Genomic DNA, 16290 nt, shown 5'->3' on the forward strand with positions numbered 1-16290 from the left:
TCGGTGGGTTGGAGCGATGAAAACGATATGCGTTTTAGGCCTCGGTGGTCAATTGGGCGCGTTCCAGGGCGTCGCTGGCGTCGAGCCAGGCATTTTCCGCCTTGCTGAGGGCGGTTTCGATGCGCCCTAGTTCCTTTTGCAGGGCGGCGATGTCCTCGCCGGTTCCTTCGTAGATTGTGGGATCGGCGAGGCGCTTTTCGGTTTTGTCTTTCTCCCGCTCCAGGCGCGCCATGACGTTTTCGGCGTCGCGAACGGCCTTGCGCAAGGGGGCGCTTTGCGAGCGCGCTTGGGCGCGCTTGCGCCGTTCGGCTTTTTTGTCGGGACGGCCGGTCGGTTCGCCATCGGCGTTTTGTTTGGGTTGGCGCCGCCGTTCGAGAAGCAGGCGACGGTAATCCTCCATGTCGCCGTCATAGGCCCGGCAGGTCCCCTGATCGACGATCCATAGCCGTTCGCACACCAATTCGATCAAATGGGGATCGTGACTGACCAAAATGACCGCGCCGTCGTAATCGTTGAGAGCGGTGACCAAGGCCTCGCGGGCATCGACGTCGAGGTGGTTGGTCGGTTCGTCGAGGAACATGATGTGCGGCGCGCCGAAGCTCATGGTGGCGAACAACAGGCGCGCTTTCTCCCCACCCGACAGGCTGGCGATTTGGGTATCCGCCTTGTCGCCGCTGAAACCGAATCGACCAAGATGGGCGCGCACCTTGGTTTCGGTGGCCATCTCCATCAGGCGCTGCATGTGCCGGTACGGCGTATCGCTTAATGGAAGCTCCTCGCTTTGGTGTTGGGCGAAATACCCGACTTCGAGCTTGGACGATTTAATGACTTTTCCCGTTTGCGCCTTCAAACGCCCGGCGAGGAGGCGGATCAGGGTCGATTTGCCGTTGCCGTTGGCTCCGAGAAGGGCGATCCGGTCGTCCATGTCGATGCGCATGTCCAGCCCCTTGAGAATGGGCCGGCCCTCCTGATAGCCGACGGAGGCGTCCTCCAGCGCCAATAGGGGTGGCGGCAGGGGCTGGGGTCGGGGAAACGGAAGGTCGTGGTTTTCGCCCGGCGACGCTGGCGATCGGCTGCATGCGTTCCAGCATTTTAAGGCGGCTTTGCGCTTGGCGCGCTTTGCTGGCGGTATAGCGGAAGCGTTCGACGAATTGTTCGATATGGCGGCGTTGTTCCATCTGGCGCGATTGCATTTTCGATTGGATCGCCATTTGTTCGCGCCGGGTGTTTTCGAAGCGATCATAGCCGCCGGTATAGCGGTTCAGTTTGCCGTTTTCCAAGTGCACGATATGATTGACCGCGGCGTTGAGCAAGGTGCGATCGTGGCTGATTACCAGCAGGGTCCCGGGCCAGTTGGCGAGATAGTTTTCCAGCCAAAGGGTCGCCTCCAGGTCGAGATGGTTGGTCGGCTCGTCCAAGAGAAGCAAGTCGGGTTGAGAAAACAACACCGCCGCCAGCGCCACGCGCATCCGCCATCCGCCGGAAAAATCGCTGCATGGGCGATCCTGATCGGCGCTGTCGAAGCCCAGACCGGACAGGATGGACGCCGCCCGGGCGGGGGCGGAATGGGCGCCGATATCGGCGAGGCGGGTGTGAATTTCGGCGATGCGATGGGGGGCGGTCGCCGTTTCTGCCTCATGGAGAAGGGCGCTGCGTTCGGTGTCGGCCTTTAGCACGGTGTCGAGCAGGCTGTCGGCTCCGGCGGGGACTTCCTGGGCGACCTGGCCGACACGGGCGCGTTTGCGCACGGTGATAGACCCGCCGTCGGGGGTCAATTGGCCGTTGATGAGGCGAAACAGGGTCGATTTTCCGGCGCCGTTGCGCCCGACGAGGCCAATTTTATGCCCCGGAGAAACGGCCAGGGTCGCCTGATCGAATAAGATGCGCCCGGAAATTCGGTAGGTGATGTCGTTAATATGCAGCATGGTATGGGTCTTAGCATAAGGGATCGTGGTAGGGAATGCGTCATCATCGTCTATTTGCCCTTTGTCAAACGGGCCTTGCAAGCCGGGCGCGTTACGTCTATAACGCGCCGACCCCATCGTGACGCCCGTTGTGACGTTGGGCATGAACCCTTTCCCCGCAACAGAAGAAGGTTCGAGAGCATGGCTGTCGAACGGACACTGTCCATCATTAAGCCGGATGCCACGGCGCGTAATCTGACTGGCAAAATTAATGCGTACCTGGAAGACGCGGATTTGCGCTTCGTGGCGCAAAAGCGTGTGCGTCTCACCCGTGAGCAGGCCGAAACCTTTTACGGTGTGCACAAGGAACGTTCGTTCTTCAACGAGTTGGTTGAGTACATGACTTCCGGTCCCGTCGTGGTCCAGGTTCTTGAAGGTGAAAACGCCGTCGCCAAGAATCGCGAAGTTATGGGGGCGACCAACCCGGCCAACGCCGACGAGGGCACCATCCGCAAGGATTTTGCGCTGAACGTTCAGGAAAATTCGGTGCACGGCTCCGATAGTGCGGAAAATGCGGCGATCGAAATCGCCTACTTCTTCGCCGGTACCGAGATCGTCGGCTAATCTCATTTTTTTGATACTTACGAAAGGCCGCTTCCCTTGATGGAAGCGGCCTTTCGCGTTGGGCGGCGGTGATGGAAATTATCGGGTGGTTTTTTCGCAGGGGTTGATCATCGCCTCGGCTTTCGGTTCCGGGGCGTCCACGATCGCCCGTTCGGCGCCGATACGCAGCCGCCCTTCGGCGATTAGGCGTACCGCCATCGGGTAAATGCGGTGTTCCTGGATAAGAATTCGCGCGGCGAGATCGTCCGCGGTGTCATTTTGAAGCACCGGCACCACGGCCTGGGCGATGATCGGGCCTTCATCCATGGCCGGGCGTACGACATGCACGGTGCACCCGGAAAAACGCACCCCGGCTTCGACCGCCCGTTCATGGACGTGTAGTCCCTTGAACGCGGGCAGGAGCGAGGGATGGATATTGATCACTTTGTCGCGCCAGCGTTTGACAAAGCCATCGGACAGCAAACGCATAAACCCCGCCAGACAGATCAAATCCACGCCGGCTTCTTCGAGGCGTTCGCTCATCGCCCGATCGAATGCCTCGCGGTTGGCGTAATCCGTGTGTTTGAGGACCGCGGTCGCGATACCGCCCTGGGCCGCCCGGTGCAAGCCTTGGGCGTCGGCCTTGTTGGATAGGACCAGGGCGATCTCGGCGGGGAATTCATCCTTGGCGCAAGCGTCGATCAAGGCCTGAAGATTGCTCCCCCGCCCGGAGATAAGAACTGCGAGTTTCATAGCCGCCAATGGTCCTGAACGCCGGGCAGGAGAACCTCCGGGGCGCCGTCGGTGGGGGCGACGCGGCCGATCCGGTAAACGGTTTCGCCGTGTTCTTCAAGGACGGCGGCGATGGCGTCTGCGGCGTGCGGACGCACGACGCAGACCATGCCGATCCCACAATTGAAGGTGCGCGCCATCTCGTTGGGGACGATCCGCCCGGCTTTTTGAAGCCAGCGAAAGACACCGGGCAAGCGCCACGAGGTGACGTCGATCTCGGCGCCGAGGCCCTCGGGCAGGACTCGGGGAATGTTTTCCAGGAGTCCGCCGCCGGTAATGTGCGCGAGGGCGCTGATCGCGCCGCCCGCCTCTGGGGCTTGCGCCCGCCCGGCCTTGAGTGCGGCGAGACAGCTTTTGACGTAAATCCGCGTCGGTTCGAGCAAGGCGTCGCCTAAGGTGCGTTCGGGGTCGAACGGGGCGGGCGTTTCATAGCCCAGGCGGGCCTTGTCGGCGAGGTGATCACGCAGGGCGATTTCCATGGCGCTGCTGAGGTCGGCGCCGAGGATCGAATCCTTGACCACCTTGCGCACCAGGGAAAATCCGTTGGAATGCAGACCGCTGGAAGCCAACCCCAAGATCACGTCGCCGTCGCGCACGGCGTCTCCGGTCAAAATTTCGTCGCGTTCGACCGCACCGACGCAAAATCCCGCCAGATCGTATTCGCCGCCGCCGTACATGCCGGGCATTTCCGCGGTTTCTCCGCCGATCAGGGCGCACCCGGCCTGTCGGCAGCCTTCGGCGACGCCTGAAATGATATCCCGCCCGGCATCGACGTTCAGTTTTCCCGTGGCGAAATAATCCAGGAAGAAAAGAGGTTCCGCCCCTTGAACGACCAGATCGTTGACGCACATGGCGACCAAATCGATTCCGATTGTTGTGTGGTTGGCGGCGTAAAGGGCGATTTTCAGTTTCGTTCCCACGCCGTCGGTGCCCGATACCAAAATCGGGTCCTTGAATCCGGCGGCCTTGAGGTCGAACATGGCGCCGAAACCACCAAGGCCGGAGGCGACGCCGCGCCTTTTGGTCGAGGCGGCCATCGGTTTGATGGCCTCGACCAAGGCGTTACCAGCGTCGATATCGACGCCGGCATCTTTATAATTGGAACCAGTAATGGGCTTTCTCCATCGAGCCATCGTGTTAAATTAGCGCGCCATCGTGTTAAAAATTAGCGCGCCATCGTGTTAAATTGTATCGCCCGATCCGCGGGCGTCCTTGAAGGATACGTCCATTTTGCGAACATAACGCATCCAGGCCGGTTTGCAATCCACTACGCAATAGGCTCGACACATAAACCGCCATGGGACACCATGATCCGCGAAATGTCGTGGCCCCGTGGGCTCCGTCGAGCGAAGCGATGGTGAAGATGAAACGGAAACGAATGAATATTTTTACGCATGGCGCGATACCCCTCTCGTTTGTGTCGGTATTGTTTCGCCCGGGATGGTTCGCCCGAACGGTGACGTCGGCAATGCCGTTGGTTCTTGCCACGGCCCTTGTCTTGGGACTGGGGCTGGTGGTCGAACCCGTCGGGGCCAAGGCGCAGGCGGCGGCAAACGACGTCTTTGAAGTTAAAGGCGTGAAGGTGGACGTTAGCGCCGATTCGGTGGCCGTGGCGCGCGACCGGGCCTTGGAGGAGGGAGAGGCGCGCGCCCTTCAAATTTTGTTGAAGCGGTTGACCCTGCAAGCGTACCACGATCGCCTCCCCAAACCTTCGGCTGCGCAGCGCGCGGCGTTGGTGTTGGATTTTTCCGTGGCCGAGGAAAAAGCGTCGTCGGTGCGCTATTTAGCGACACTGAATTATCGCTTTAAGGCCGGCGCGGTGCGCGCGCTGTTGCGCGATGCGCAAATACCGTTCGCCGAAACGCGAAGCAAACCGGTTTTGCTCCTGCCCGTTTACCGGGCGGCGGGCGCGCTTCTGTTGTGGGACGATCCCAACCCTTGGAGTAAGGCGTGGGCGGCGGTCGCCGGTCAGGGCGGTTTGGTGCCCGTCGTTCTGGCGCAAGGAGACCTGAAGGATATCGCAACGATCGGCGCACAGCAGGCCCTTGACGGAGATGGCCAGCGTCTGGACGCCATCGCTAGGCGCTACGACGCCGGCGACAGCCTGGTCGCCGAGGGCGTGCTGGGCGTCGATCCTCAGACCGGGCTACCCGACCTCGATGTCTACGTGACCCGTTACGGCACGGCGTCGCAGGAACAAACCATCGTGCGGACGTTTTCCTCTCAGGTGGGGGAGAGCGTGGACGGTCTCCTAGAACGTTCGGCCCGCCAAATCATGCTTCAGGTCGAGGATAACTGGAAACAGGACAATTTGCTGCAATTCACCAAGCCGGCGGTGATTTCCGCCATCGTGCCGATTTCCGGCTTGACGTCGTGGGTCGATATCCAACGCCGCCTGCGTGAAGTGGCGGTCGTGCGCCGGGTCGATATCGCCTTGCTTTCACCCAAGGAAGCCTGGATCAAGCTGAACTTTATCGGCGACACCGATCAACTGGCGTTATCGTTGAAACAAGCCGATCTGATCTTGTGGCGGGAGGCCGATACCTGGTATCTATCGGCGAGAAAGGCCGAGCAGTGAATCTCCCCAATACGATTTCCTTGTTGCGTCTGGCGTTGGTGCCTCTCGTGGTTTGGTTGATCCTGGAAAATATGATCTGGGAATCGTTTGGCGTTTTCGTTCTGGCCGGCGTTAGCGACGCCTTGGATGGCTTTATCGCCAAACAGTTCAATATGGAAACCGAATTGGGGAAGTATCTCGATCCCTTGGCCGACAAGGCGCTTTTGGTTTCGGTGTACGTCACGTTGGGACAGCAAGGTTATCTTGCGAGCTGGCTCGTTATCCTGGTGGTTTTTCGTGACGCCATGATTGTCGGTGGCGTGATTTTGTTCCAGACTCTGGAACAGGCCATGGCGATGCGCCCCTTGCTGATTAGCAAGGTCAACACCACGGCGCAAATCGTTCTGGCCGGCGTCGTGCTCGGTGGATACGGGCTGAGTTGGGATCTGCACGGTTTTGTCGATATCCTGGCCTATATTGTCGGCGCGACGACGGCGGTTTCTGGGGTGGTCTATGTGATCAGGGCCTTTCGTCACGCCTCCGGTTTGGACGCGTAGGGTGTATCGATCAAGGGTAAAGAGCGCCATGAGGAAAGAAAAACAAATCGCCTTTTGGGTCGTCGGTCTCGCCGTCGCCATGGCTATTCTTTACATTCTCAGCAGCGTTCTCCTGCCGTTCGTCGCGGGACTCGCCATCGCCTATTTCTTCGACCCGCTAGCCGACCGCCTGGAACGGTTGGGGATTTCGCGCGCCTTGTCCACCAGTGTGATATTGCTGTCCTTTTTCGTCATTGTCGGGGCGATCGGGATGGTCCTTTTTCCGCTTTTACAGGCGCAGGTCGTCGGTCTGATCGGGCGTTTGCCCGACATGATCAACACTTTCCATGCCTCGTTGCAGCAGTATATCTCCAGGCTTGAGCACGTCCTGCCGGTTGGGCAGATGGCGCGGATACAGACGTTCTTGCAAGGCTATACCGGCGATGCGATGAACTGGCTAAGCGGTCTTTTGCCGCAGGTCTGGGCCGGGGGTAAAGCGATCGTTAATCTGTTGTCGTTGATGGTGGTGATGCCCATGGTGGCTTTTTTCCTGCTGCGCGATTGGGATCATATCATCGCCATGCTCGACAGTCTGTTGCCCCGCGCCTCGGCGGACACCATTCGCCAGCAGATTCGCGAAATCGACAAGACCATCGCCGGGTTCGTTCGAGGACAGGCGATGGTCTGCGCCTCGTTAGGCGTGATCTATGGGATCGGCCTTAGCCTTGTCGGTCTCGAGTTCGGCCTGCTGATCGGTCTGGGCACCGGAGTTCTGACCTTCGTGCCCTACGTCGGCATGATGACCGGGGCCGTTATCGCCCTGAGCGTGGCGTTGGTGCAATTTTCCAATCCTGTTGATTTCTTGTTGGTGATCGGTGTGTTCGCCTTCGGGCAAACGATCGACATCATGTTTTTGACGCCGAATTTTGTCGCCGGGCGGGTCAACCTCCACCCGGTTTGGGTCATTTTTTCCCTGATGGCGGGAGGGGCGATATTTGGTTTTACCGGGGTTTTGTTGGGGGTTCCCGTGGCCGGCGCGATCGGGGTTTTGGTGCGCTTCGCTATCTCCAAGTACCGCACGAGTGCGCTTTATCTGCAAGGAGACGCCGCCGCGCTCACCGACGCCCACTCCGTCAAATCGACGCCGACGGAAAAAAACTGAACGATGCCTCAACACACCCAACTCACCTTGGATTTCGAACACCGCCCCTCCTTGAGCGGAGATGATTTTTTCGTCGCGCCGTGTAATCGCGAGGCCCTGGGCTGGGTCGAAAAATGGCCCGACTGGCCGGTCCCGGCGGTCATCATTCACGGTCCCCAGGGGTCGGGAAAGACCCATCTCGCCCAAGTGTTTCTCGGTCTTTACGGCGGCGCGTCGATCACCGCGTGCAAAATGGCGCTAAGTGAACCGGACGTCTTGATTGACGCCCACCCCGCCCTGGTGCTGGAAAACGCGGATCGTTTCATCGTTCCCGAACTGGAGGCCGAAGTTTTTCATCTCTATAACTTGGCCAAGGAGTACGCCCGCCCGCTGTTGCTGACATCGCGCAAGCCGCCGTCGCAATGGGGGATCGGTCTGGCCGATTTGCGTTCCCGTTTGTTGGCGTCACCGGCGCCCAAGATCGGCGCGCCCGACGATATGTTGATGTCGGCTCTGGTAATGAAGCAATTCTCCGATCGTCAGATCCGTATCGATGGCGACGTTCTGGCTTATTTGTTGACGCGAATGGAACGTTCCTTCGAGGGCGCGACGCGCCTGGTCGCGGCGATCGACCGCCACGCACTGCAACACCGGCGACGCATCACCGTGCCTCTGGTGCGCGAAGTCATCGAGGGATTGGAAGATGACGCCGGCGCGCATCGGGTTCTTGGGCGCTAGGTTCCATAAATAGAAACTCATAAATATGGACTAAGGAGGGGCGATGGACCTCGATATTGCAGGCAAGGTGGCGCTGGTGTGCGGCGCATCGAAAGGATTGGGCAGGGCGGTGGCGCTGGCGTTGACCGAGGAGGGCGCGGAGGTCGTGATCAACGCGCGCACCGAGGCGACTTTGGCGCAAGCGGCGCGCGACATCGCGGAAAAAACCGGCAAGACGCCACGGATTGTCGCCGCCGACGTCGCTACCGAGGAAGGTCGCTCCCGCATCCTGGCGGCCTGCCCCGAACCGGATATCTTGATCAACAACGCCGGCGGTCCGCCGCCGGGGGATTTTCGCGATTGGGATCGCGACGATTGGATCAAGGCCCTGGACACCAACATGCTCAGCGCGATTTTCCTGATCAAGGCGACGGTCGATGGGATGATGGCGCGCGGTTTTGGGCGCATCGTCAATATTACCTCGGCCTCGGCCAAGGCGCCGATTGACATCTTGGGGTTGTCCAACGGCGCGCGTGGGGGACTGACCGGATTTATCGCCGGGTTGTCGCGCAAAACCGTGGGACGCGGGGTGACGATCAACAATCTGCTTCCCGGCGCCTTCGATACCGAGCGCCTGAACGCCAATCTGGCCAGCGCGGCCAAGACGCACGGCAAGACGCTCGAAGAGACGCATGGCGCGCGCATCGCCTCGATACCCGCCGGCCGGTTTGGCGATCCTTACGAATACGGGCAACTTTGCGCCTATCTTTGCAGTGCCCAGGCGGGGTATATCACGGGTCAGAATATACTAATCGACGGCGGGGCTTACCCCGGGACTTTTTAATCGCGGCTCGGAACGCCCGGGTGATGTTTTCAGACTTGGCCTTTCCGGATATGACTCCTTGGGCCGGGAGAAAGGAATTTTTATGCGTAAAGTTACTTATTTTAGCGCCGGGACCGTAGCCGACTTCACGATTCCCGACGATCGATTTCAGGAATTTCTCAAGAGCGAGGGACAGTTCGAACGCTATGGCGAGGATGATTTGACCAAGGCGCGCGACGTTCTCGACGCCTTCATGGCCCGCGCGCGCGCGACCGCCGACGCCCACCACGGCGGCGCGGAAATTCTCGCCGCCTGCTTTATTTGGAATTTTTTCAATACCAATCCCGAGGAAGAACGCCTGATCACCGACGATATCGTGATTATCGATCTGGATGGGGACCTAAACACCGTCGAGTACGCCGCGGCGCGCGATATTCAGATCGAACCGGGGCATTGAGGCCTTCCAAGGAACCGCGCAATGTCCTGGGCGCGTCCTGGGTCTGATTACGTCTGTGCGCCCCGGGGATTGTAGTCCTTCGGTCAGCTTTGGGCGTATTTCATGGTTGACGCCAGGGTGTCGTAGACCGTCTCCCAGGAATCGCGCGCTTCGGGCGTAAACTGCGCGCCGAGAAAAGTCTCCAAAGTCCACATCAAGGATTCTTTGAAACTTTCATAATCGGCGGCGGAGATGTCGCCTTGGCCGTGTTTGCGACCTAATTCTTCGATGTCCGGCAACAACGTATCGACCCGGTCGAGATTGGCGACAATACTTTTTAACAACGACAACAGGCGCTGCGCTTGTTGCTGTGGGCCGAATTTGAACAGGTTCTCCAAATTTGGGTCGATTTCGAACAGGCGCCGGTAAAAACCATCGGCGACCGCATCGAAGTGCTCTTCTAGGAGGGCGAAGCTGGATCGCACGGCGTTGATTTGCTCGATGCTGAAGGGACCTCGATTGAGGCTATCGTCTCGCGGAGCTTCGCTCATATCTCCGTCGGCGTCCGGCTGTGCTTTTCCCGCGACGCCCGGGTGGGCGTCGCGGGAAGGATGTGTGACGTCGGGTGGAGCTTGCGGCGATTCGGGTTGGCCGTCGGAAGGTGAGGGGTGAGGAAAGACCCCGGAAGGCGCTTCGCGTTTCTTGCCGTCGTCATTGCGGCGCAGTTCGAACAAAAAAGCATCGACTTCACTTTTCAGACGCACGGATTGCTCCGACAGCGCGCTGGCCCGTTCGAGAACCTGATCCGCGGCGTTGCCGGACTCCTCGGACGTGGCGCCGACCGCGGCGATATGATCAGTGACGCTTTGGCTTGTTTTTCTTTGCTCATCAATGGCCTCGGCGAGAGTGGCTCCGATTTCATTGAGTTCGCGAATGGTTCCTCCAATCCCCTCGATGGCTTCGACCGCCTCATGGGTGGCGCTTTGAATGCCTCCAATTTGGGCGCTGATTTCCTCGGTCGCCTTGGCGGTTTGGGTCGCGAGATTCTTGACCTCCGAAGCGACGACCGCGAACCCTTTCCCGGCTTCTCCGGCGCGCGCCGCCTCGATGGTGGCGTTCAGGGCCAAGAGATTGGTTTGCGATGCGATGTCGTTGATTAAATTAACGACGTCACCGATTTTTTTTGCCGCTTCGGCCAAGCCTTGAATCATCGTGTTGGAATGGTTGGCGTTTTCAACGGCTTGCGCCGTCAATTCCGTCGATCGCGTGACGTGTCGGGAAATTTCCTGAACCGAGGCGCTCAAATGCTGCGCCGCCTCTTCGACGCTTGAGGCTTGGCCTTGGGCCTCTTCGACCGTGTCGGCCATCGATATCGCGGTCGCCTGCAACGTTTCCGACGCATCGCCGACCTCGTTGACGACCGTGCCGATGTTTTGTTCGAAGGAATGCGCTTGCTCGACCCGCTTCGTAATCACGCTCCACGTCAGCATGGCCCCGGTGTAGACGCCGGCGTCGTCAAAGAAAGCGGAGACGCGGAGATCCAATGTCTCTTCGCCGAGCGTGATCGTCGCATGATGTGGTAGGTTCGCGGGATCGCTTAGGATGGCGCGCTGGTGGGATGGGTTTTTATGGAAAATATCAATGCATTGGCCGACAATATTCTCGGCCTTGCAAGGGAGTAGGTGTTCCAAGTCGCGCAGCGTCTCGATGCTGGTGGCGTTGGCGTAGGTGATGGCGAAGGTTGCGATGTCGATCGCCATGACGTTGATCGGCATCTGTTCGAGCATCCGCTGCAAGGGAGGGGGGGCGACATCCTCTGCGCCCGGCGTGTCGGTGTGCGCCCACGTCATCATGGGGGCGATATAGCGCCCGGCGTCGTCGCGCAGTGCGCTGAAAACGAGGTTCAGGCATTTTTCGCCGAGGGTGACGCGGACCTGTTGGGGAAGTTGCGCTTCTCCGCCCCCGCGGATGCGTCGAATTTCCTGAATATCGCCGAGAAAATCGATGGACCGTCCGATCATTTTATCGGGTTTTTCGGGAAAGAGGTGTTGCAACCCCTCGAACGTGCGCCGACCGGCTTCGTTCATGTAACGGATGCACAAATCACGGGGATCGAGAACCATGACGCCGACCGGCATGTGTCCGATCATGGACTCGAAGTGCTTCGTCTTTAAAAGGCGGGAGCGCAGCATTGGTACCTTCCTTGCCCGGTTGTAGCCCATCATCGCATAGGGCCGGAGCCGATTTGAGTGTCGTCATGTGCGATTTCCCCCTGTGCCGCGGCGGTCCAAAACGACCCTCCGGAAATCGTTCATTCCCTTCCCTAATTCAGCCTGTATCGGCACGAAAAGGCGCGAACGGCGTAAGGATTGCATCCTTTTATGTTGAGCGCATAGCCCGGAATACAATATTTTTCATGGTAATCTAGGGTCAGGACCTCTTAATCTGATGCGTCTGGCGGAGATGAATTTAAGTGTGGGTTAGGCGGAGAACCCGCCGCAATGGTCCTCATTGCAAGGGTTTTCCAACGACATCCGCGCTTAAATTCATCCCGTCCCGTAGGGATTTGTGAAAAATGCCCCAAGAACGTCGTCGAAGACTTTTGAAAGTGAACGGTACTTCCGGCAAGTCTTCTCCTAGTGGTTTGAGTTTAACATTTGAGTCCGATGCAATTGGACACAAATGTGTGAAGAAATCAAACTGCAACAAAAAGATAGATAGTGGTCGGCCCGATGGTTCGCGAGAGCGAAACGTCGGAGTCGATCCACTAGGTCTGTGACATTTTTGACAAACCAGATACATCAGATTAAGAGGTCCTGACCCTAGCGACTGTACCGTAGGTGTCGGTCTTCTTTCATGACACGGGGGGCGTGAAAGCTTAATATCTCATGGCGGAAAAGAGACTTTTGGTGGAAATGGAACTTTCGCCCCAAAAAAGAAGCGACCCCCTCGTGGCCTGGGGCCGCCGCGGGGACGGGAAAGTATTCGACGGTGAGGACGGCGGCCTTTTTGAGGCGTCTACAGGGCCTATTGGAAGCGTGGAACGTATGGGATTTTGATGTGAATGTCTTGACGAAGGATGAAACTCAGACGCCGGATTTGACCTCCATCGCGCGTTTTTTTAATCGGGAACTGTCGTGGTTGGCCTTCAATACCCGCGTTTTGGAAGAGGCTGATAATAAAAAACATCCCCTTTTGGAGCGGGTCCGGTTTTTGTCGATTTCATCGGCCAACCTCGATGAATTTTACATGGTGCGCGTCGCCGGCTTGAAAGGACAGGTCCGCGCCGGGATCGCCTCGGTCAGTCAGGATGGATTGAACGCGGCCCAGCAGCTTGAGGCGATCCACGAAGAAGTCCGCCGCCTGATGCAGGCGCAACACGACACTTGGGGAAATTTGCGTCGGGAGCTTCTCGGGGAGGGGATACACGTCCTGAAAGAGCGTGACCTCAGCGCGCGCGAACATGAATGGCTCGATAAATATTTCATGGATCACCTATTCCCGGTGCTTACGCCTCTGGCGATCGACCCGGCCCACCCGTTTCCGTTCATTCCCAATCTGGGGTTTTCCTTGGTGATGTTGCTACAGGAAGAGAAATCGAGCGAGATGTTGCGGGCGCTCATTCCCGTGCCCCATCTGGTCGAACGCTTCGTGCGCCTGCCCAGTCGGCAAATCCGTTTTATCCCCATCGAACGGGTTATCGGTTTATTTCTGGATCGCTTGTTTCCCGGCTTTAAAGTCGTCGAATTGGCTAATTTCAGGGTGATACGCGACAGCGAAATGGAAATTGACGAGGAGGCCGAAGATCTGGTGCGCACCTTCGAATCCGCACTCAAGCGCCGTCGCCGCGGATCGGTCATCCGTCTTGGGTTCAACGACGATATTTCCGCAGAACTGCGCGACATGGTGATGAGTGAATTCGGGGTTGATGATAACGCGACATTCCCTGTCGAAGGCATCTTGGGGTTGGTCGATATCAAGCAGTTGATCGTTTCCGAGCGTCCCGACCTTTTGTTTGAGTCGTTCAATCCTCGGTTTCCCGAACGGGTGCGGGATTTTGGCGGCGACGTCTTCGCCGCGATCCGCAAAAAGGATCTAATAGTCCACCATCCCTATGAAAGTTTCGATGTCGTGGTGCAGTTCGTGCGCCAGGCAATGAACGATCCGCAGGTGGTTGCGATCAAGCAGACCCTTTACCGCACAAGTAACGATTCACCGATCGTCGCCGCGCTGATCGAGGCGGCCGAGGCGGGGAAAACGGTAACCGCGATGGTCGAATTGAAGGCGCGCTTCGATGAAGAAGCGAATATTCGTTGGGCGCGCGACTTGGAGCGGGCGGGAGTCCAGGTGGTTTACGGTTTCATGGATAAAAAAATTCACGCCAAGGTGAACTTGATCGTTCGCCGAGAGGGGAAAATGCTTCGTTCGTACGTGCATTATGGTACGGGGAACTATCACCCGATCACGGCCAAGATTTACACCGATCTGTCTTTTTTCACGTGCGATCCGCAATTGTGTCAAGATGCGTCGCGCTTGTTCAATTATATGACGGGATATGCGCAACCCATGGCGATGCAAAAGCTCGTGTTTTCGCCGTTGACGCTGCGCAGTACGTTGCTGGAGCTTATCGACGTTGAAATCGCTAACGCCAAGGCGGGCAAACCCGCGGCGATTTGGGTCAAGGTTAATTCTCTCGTCGATCAATTATTGATCGATGCCCTATACCGCGCGTCCTGCGCCGGAGTCCAGATCGACATGATCATTCGGGGAATATGCTGTCTTCGCCCGGGGATTAAGGATTTATCGGAAAATATTCGGGTGAAAAGTATCGTCGGGCGTTTTTTGGAGCATTCCCGCATCATGTGCTTCGCCAACGGTCACGAGATGCCGTCACGTAACGCCAAGGTTTATATTTCCTCCGCCGATTGGATGCAGCGAAATTTGGATCGCCGCATCGAATCCCTGGTGCCGATCGAAAATCCCACTGTCCATCGCCAGGTGATGGACGAAATCATGGAGGTCAGTTTTCGCGATGAGGGGCAGTCCTGGGTGTTGGACGGCGATGGTCGGTACGTCCGCGTGGACGATAGCGGTGACGGCTTCAACGCGCACACCTATTTCATGACCAACGCCAGTTTATCGGGTATGGGACACACCGCCAAGAAGGGACGTAGGCCCCGCAAGTCATCCGCCGCCAAATCAGCCATGAAACCGTGATGACCGAATGATGACACCGTCCTTGCGCATTTTAAAAGACGTTACCGTAGCCGACCCGGAGGGTCGCGGACTGGGGAAGATCGCCGTTATCGATATTGGCTCGAACACGGTCCGTCTGGTGGTTTACGACGCGCCGACCCGGTTGCCGATTCCGATGTTCAACGAAAAAGTTCAGTGCGCCTTGGGTCTTGGCCTCGCCGACACCGGAAAACTTAATCCCGAAGGCGTGGAGATGGCGGTCAACGCCCTGGTTCGGTTTGTTAATTTAAGCCGGGCCATGGGGGTGGACCACCTTGAGATAGTGGCGACGGCGGCGGTACGAGAAGCCGAGGACGGCCCCGATTTCGTGCGCCGCATTCACGCTCTTCTCAACCATGAAATCACTGTTCTCAGCGGCGAGGAAGAGGCCAAGCTTGCGGCGTACGGCTTGTTGAGCGGGACGCCCGACGCCGATGGCGTGATTGGCGATTTGGGAGGGGGAAGCCTCGATCTCGTGGTTTTGAACCACGGGACGTTCGGCGAGCACGCAACGTTTCCCCTAGGGCATTTGCGCCTGCGCGACGCCGCCGGAGGCAAACCGGAAAACGCCGGGAAGGTCATTGAAGGTCATCTGGAGGGAACCTCCTGGATGAAGAAGATCAAAGGACGCACGTTGTATGCGGTCGGGGGGTCGTGGCGCGCAATCGCACGGATCATGATCGACCAGACCCATTACCCTTTGCACGTCATCGACAATTACACCATCGAACGCGAAGAGGCGTTGCGCCTGTTGCAGTTGATCGGCAAAATGAGCAGCGGGTCCATCGCTAAAATACCCGGCGTTCCGAAGAAAAGGGTGGAGACGCTGCCTTACGCGGCAATCGCCCTCGGCGTTTTGTTGGAACAATCCGGGGCCGCGCAGGTGACGTTTTCGGGATACGGCATGCGCGAGGGGCAGTTGCTGCAATGCCTGCCCGAAAGATTGCGCCGTCAGGATCCGCTGATCAGCGCGTCGAAAACCCGTAATGAGCGCACCGGTCGGTTCCGTATCAAGGGGCGGGAAATTCGTGATTGGATGGAGCCGCTCTTTCCGGACATCACATATGAAGAAACGCGTATTCTCTATGCAGCGTGCCTGCTCGGCGATTTGGGGTGGAACGAACATCCGGATTATCGCGCGGAACACGCGTTTTATCGGATTTTGCGGATTCCTTTCGCGGGTCTGACGCACCCTGAGCGGGCGTTGTTGGCGATTTCCATTTATGTCCGTTATAACGGAAACTCGGGCGACTCTCTCGTGCGATCCGTAGGTGCATTGCTAAGTGAGGATCAAATACGCTGGTGCGATACCGTGGGGCTGGCCCTGCGTTTGGCCCACACCCTATCGGGCAGCGCGCCGGGCATTTTGGCGCAAACGCATCTTCGAAATGAAGATAACACCCTGATTTTGGGCTTGCCGCAATCGCGTGAGGCGTTTGTCAGCGAGATGGTGGAAAGGCGTCTGAAAACGCTGGCCAAAAGTCTTGGAGAAGGAAAGGCCTCGGCGATCGATTAAGGTGGCGCGTTTCCCGAAAGCCGACTCCCC

At 58.2% G+C, this 16290-nt stretch carries 14 protein-coding genes; 9 read left to right on the top strand and 5 right to left on the bottom strand.

Features of this window, described 5'->3' with window-relative positions; translation table 11 throughout:
* Positions 1 to 34: 34 nt before the first annotated feature.
* Both P3M64_RS14450 and P3M64_RS14455 read right to left on the bottom strand, forming a co-directional pair.
* Positions 35 to 937, bottom strand: a complete 903-nt coding sequence (locus P3M64_RS14450) for an ATP-binding cassette domain-containing protein (protein ID WP_456119830.1) — start codon at positions 935 to 937, stop codon at positions 35 to 37.
* Positions 822 to 1925 carry an ATP-binding cassette domain-containing protein gene (locus P3M64_RS14455; protein WP_456119831.1) on the bottom strand — a complete coding sequence of 368 codons (1104 nt, stop codon included), beginning with the start codon at positions 1923 to 1925 and terminating at the stop codon, positions 822 to 824. Before P3M64_RS14455 ends, P3M64_RS14450 begins: the two co-directional genes overlap by 116 nt.
* Before the next feature lie 180 nt (positions 1926 to 2105).
* On the opposite strand from P3M64_RS14455, the gene ndk reads away from it, so the two are divergent.
* The gene (ndk, locus tag P3M64_RS00740) at positions 2106 to 2528 is read left to right on the top strand and encodes a nucleoside-diphosphate kinase (protein WP_132940074.1); all 423 of its coding nucleotides are present in this window, start codon (positions 2106 to 2108) and stop codon (positions 2526 to 2528) included.
* Between the two features lie 78 nt (positions 2529 to 2606).
* On the opposite strand, the gene purN is transcribed toward ndk, so the two are convergent.
* Together purN and purM are read right to left on the bottom strand one after the other, a co-directional pair.
* Positions 2607 to 3260, bottom strand: coding sequence for a phosphoribosylglycinamide formyltransferase (purN, locus tag P3M64_RS00745; protein WP_165886406.1), 654 nt, complete (start codon positions 3258 to 3260; stop codon positions 2607 to 2609).
* Positions 3257 to 4432 carry a phosphoribosylformylglycinamidine cyclo-ligase gene (gene purM / locus P3M64_RS00750; protein WP_132940072.1) on the bottom strand — a complete coding sequence of 392 codons (1176 nt, stop codon included), beginning with the start codon at positions 4430 to 4432 and terminating at the stop codon, positions 3257 to 3259. Before purM ends, purN begins: the two co-directional genes overlap by 4 nt.
* A 245-nt stretch (positions 4433 to 4677) precedes the next feature.
* Between purM and P3M64_RS00755 the strand changes: the two genes are divergently transcribed.
* The 6 genes from P3M64_RS00755 to P3M64_RS00780 all read left to right on the top strand — a co-directional run bounded on the left by P3M64_RS00755 (position 4678) and on the right by P3M64_RS00780 (position 9530).
* The gene (locus P3M64_RS00755) at positions 4678 to 5877 is read left to right on the top strand and encodes a DUF2066 domain-containing protein (RefSeq protein WP_132940071.1); all 1200 of its coding nucleotides are present in this window, start codon (positions 4678 to 4680) and stop codon (positions 5875 to 5877) included.
* Positions 5874 to 6413, top strand: a complete 540-nt coding sequence (locus P3M64_RS00760; RefSeq protein ID WP_132940070.1) for a CDP-alcohol phosphatidyltransferase family protein — start codon at positions 5874 to 5876, stop codon at positions 6411 to 6413. The genes P3M64_RS00755 and P3M64_RS00760 overlap by 4 nt, the downstream gene beginning before the upstream one ends.
* 28 nt (positions 6414 to 6441) lie before the next feature.
* On the top strand, positions 6442 to 7554 hold the full coding sequence (locus P3M64_RS00765) for an AI-2E family transporter (RefSeq protein ID WP_132940069.1): 1113 nt from the start codon (positions 6442 to 6444) through the stop codon (positions 7552 to 7554).
* 3 nt (positions 7555 to 7557) lie between these two features.
* Positions 7558 to 8271, top strand: a complete 714-nt coding sequence (locus tag P3M64_RS00770; RefSeq protein ID WP_132940068.1) for an HdaA/DnaA family protein — start codon at positions 7558 to 7560, stop codon at positions 8269 to 8271.
* A 43-nt stretch (positions 8272 to 8314) separates the two neighbouring features.
* Positions 8315 to 9094, top strand: coding sequence for an SDR family oxidoreductase (locus P3M64_RS00775; RefSeq protein WP_132940067.1), 780 nt, complete (start codon positions 8315 to 8317; stop codon positions 9092 to 9094).
* 82 nt (positions 9095 to 9176) lie between these two features.
* On the top strand, positions 9177 to 9530 hold the full coding sequence (locus P3M64_RS00780) for a hypothetical protein (RefSeq protein WP_132940066.1): 354 nt from the start codon (positions 9177 to 9179) through the stop codon (positions 9528 to 9530).
* Between the two features lie 83 nt (positions 9531 to 9613).
* Here the strand turns inward: P3M64_RS00780 and P3M64_RS00785 are convergent, their stop codons facing one another.
* Positions 9614 to 11701, bottom strand: a complete 2088-nt coding sequence (locus P3M64_RS00785; RefSeq protein ID WP_165886405.1) for a methyl-accepting chemotaxis protein — start codon at positions 11699 to 11701, stop codon at positions 9614 to 9616.
* Between the two features lie 868 nt (positions 11702 to 12569).
* Between P3M64_RS00785 and P3M64_RS00790 the strand changes: the two genes are divergently transcribed.
* Positions 12570 to 14726, top strand: a complete 2157-nt coding sequence (locus P3M64_RS00790) for an RNA degradosome polyphosphate kinase (RefSeq protein ID WP_132940064.1) — start codon at positions 12570 to 12572, stop codon at positions 14724 to 14726.
* A 7-nt stretch (positions 14727 to 14733) separates the two neighbouring features.
* The gene (locus tag P3M64_RS00795; protein ID WP_243644876.1) at positions 14734 to 16260 is read left to right on the top strand and encodes a Ppx/GppA family phosphatase; all 1527 of its coding nucleotides are present in this window, start codon (positions 14734 to 14736) and stop codon (positions 16258 to 16260) included.
* Positions 16261 to 16290 lie beyond the last annotated feature (30 nt).

The sequence above is a fragment of the Varunaivibrio sulfuroxidans genome (assembly GCF_029318635.1).
In the GTDB taxonomy this organism is placed as follows: Bacteria; Pseudomonadota; Alphaproteobacteria; order Rhodospirillales; family Magnetovibrionaceae; genus Varunaivibrio; species Varunaivibrio sulfuroxidans.